This window comes from Hydrogenivirga sp. 128-5-R1-1 (assembly GCF_000171895.1).
In genome coordinates this window covers 1-1910 of record NZ_ABHJ01000208.1, presented here as the reverse complement: position 1 = coordinate 1910, position 1910 = coordinate 1, and the positions used below count along the sequence as shown (strand labels likewise).

Annotated in this window: 2 protein-coding genes; both read left to right on the top strand. The window is 32.6% G+C overall.

What is annotated here, in order from left to right; all coding sequences use genetic code 11:
- Nucleotides 1–1414 (top strand): heavy metal translocating P-type ATPase (locus tag HG1285_RS03305; RefSeq protein WP_008288905.1); only part of this gene is annotated, 1414 nt, incomplete at its 5' end.
- Between the two features lie 64 nt (nucleotides 1415–1478).
- Nucleotides 1479–1862 (top strand): DUF302 domain-containing protein, encoded by a 384-nt coding sequence (locus HG1285_RS17845; protein WP_008288904.1) that lies wholly within the window; start codon nucleotides 1479–1481, stop codon nucleotides 1860–1862.
- The last annotated feature ends 48 nt before the right edge of the window (nucleotides 1863–1910 follow it).

The window sequence follows — 1910 nt, the reverse complement described above, 5'->3', positions numbered from 1 at the left end:
TTCAGATGGGGTTGTAATTGAAGGGGAAAGTTTTGTAAATGAGGCTCTTTTAACAGGGGAATCAAAACCTATTCATAAGAAGAAGGGAGATAAAGTTATAGGTGGGGCTATAAATGGAGATGGGATTTTAAAAATAAAAATAGAAAGAACAGGAGAAGAAACCTATTTATCTCAGGTTATAAAACTTGTAAAACAAGCTCAGGAAAGTAAATCTAAAACTCAGGATTTGGCAAATAAAGCTGCAGCATTGTTATTTTATGCAGCCGTTGGTACAGGTACAATTACATATATTTACTGGTTTTTTAATGGTATGCCAGATTTTGCCCTTGAAAGAGCTGTTACAGTTTTAGTTATAGCCTGTCCTCATGCACTTGGTCTTGCAATTCCTCTTGTAGTTGCACTTTCTACAACTATAACTGCAAGAAATGGAATATTAATCAGAGATAGGAGAGCTTTTGAGCAGGCAAAAGATTTAACGGCAATTATTTTTGATAAAACAGGAACATTAACAGAAGGAAAGTTTGGAGTTGTAGATTTTGTTTCTTATATAGATGAAAATGAGCTTTTAAGACTTGCATATTCTGTAGAGAAAAACTCTGAACATATAATAGCAAAAGCAATAGTTCAGTTTGCTAAAGAAAAAGGACTGCATCCTGCAGACCCAGAAAAGTATAAAACAATACCTGGAAAAGGTGCTTATGCAGTCATAAATGGTAAAGAAATTTATGTTGGAAGTCCTAACCTGTTGAAAGAACTGAATATACAAATTAATGATGGAAAAATTAAAAAACTCCAGGAAGAAAGAAATACTGTAATTTTTGTTGTAGTTAATGGGAAACTTGCAGGAGCTTTCGCCCTTGCAGATAAAATAAAATCCGAAAGCTACGAAGCTGTTAAAAAGTTAAAAGAAATGGGAATAAAAGTATATATGCTTACTGGAGATTCAGAGCAAGTTGCAAAATCTGTTTCAGAAAAACTTGGAATAGATGACTATTTTGCACAGGTACTTCCTCACCAAAAGGCAGAAAAAGTAAAATTACTGCAACAAAAAGGATATAAAGTAGCTATGGTTGGTGATGGAATAAATGATGCTCCTGCCCTTGTTACAGCAGATGTTGGTATAGCAATAGGAGCTGGAACAGATGTTGCCATAGAAAGTGCAGATATTATTCTTGTAAAAAGTAATCCTGCAGATGTTCCAAAAGTGATTAAACTTTCAAAAGTTACATACTCAAAAATGGTTCAAAACTTATGGTGGGCTGCCGGTTATAACATTGTCGCCATTCCACTTGCCGCTGGAGTTTTATATAACTACGGTATAGTTATTCAGCCGGCTGTTGGAGCACTTCTTATGTCTATAAGCACAGTTATAGTAGCCATAAACAGTCAAACTTTAAGGAAAGTTAAAATTTAAGTCTTGATTTTTTGTTTAACTTGAATTACTATATTATATAGTAATATACGGGAGGTAAAGTTGAATGATTACTAAATTCAAAACAGAAAAATCTTTTGACGAAATAGTTTCAAAAGTAGAAGAGGTTTGTAAGGAAAATAAGTTTGGAGTTTTAAAAGTTTACGAATTTCACGAGCTTTTAAAAGAAAAAGGATTTCCTATTGAAAAAAGAATTACTGCATTTGAAATATGTAATCCATCTTTTGCCCAGCAGGTTTTAACTGAAAATTCAGGACTTGCAAACTTTATGCCTTGCAAAATTACTGTAGTTGAAGAAAATGGAAATGTAGAAGTTTCTATTCCTGACATAAATCAGATGCTAAAGTTTTTTGAAGGTGAAAAAGTAAAAGAAATCGGTAAAGAAGTTCAAAAGATAATTAATAACATTGTGGAAGAATTAATAAAGTAAAGGAGTAAAGAGATGAGAAGCTTAATTTATTTACCAGTATCTATCTTA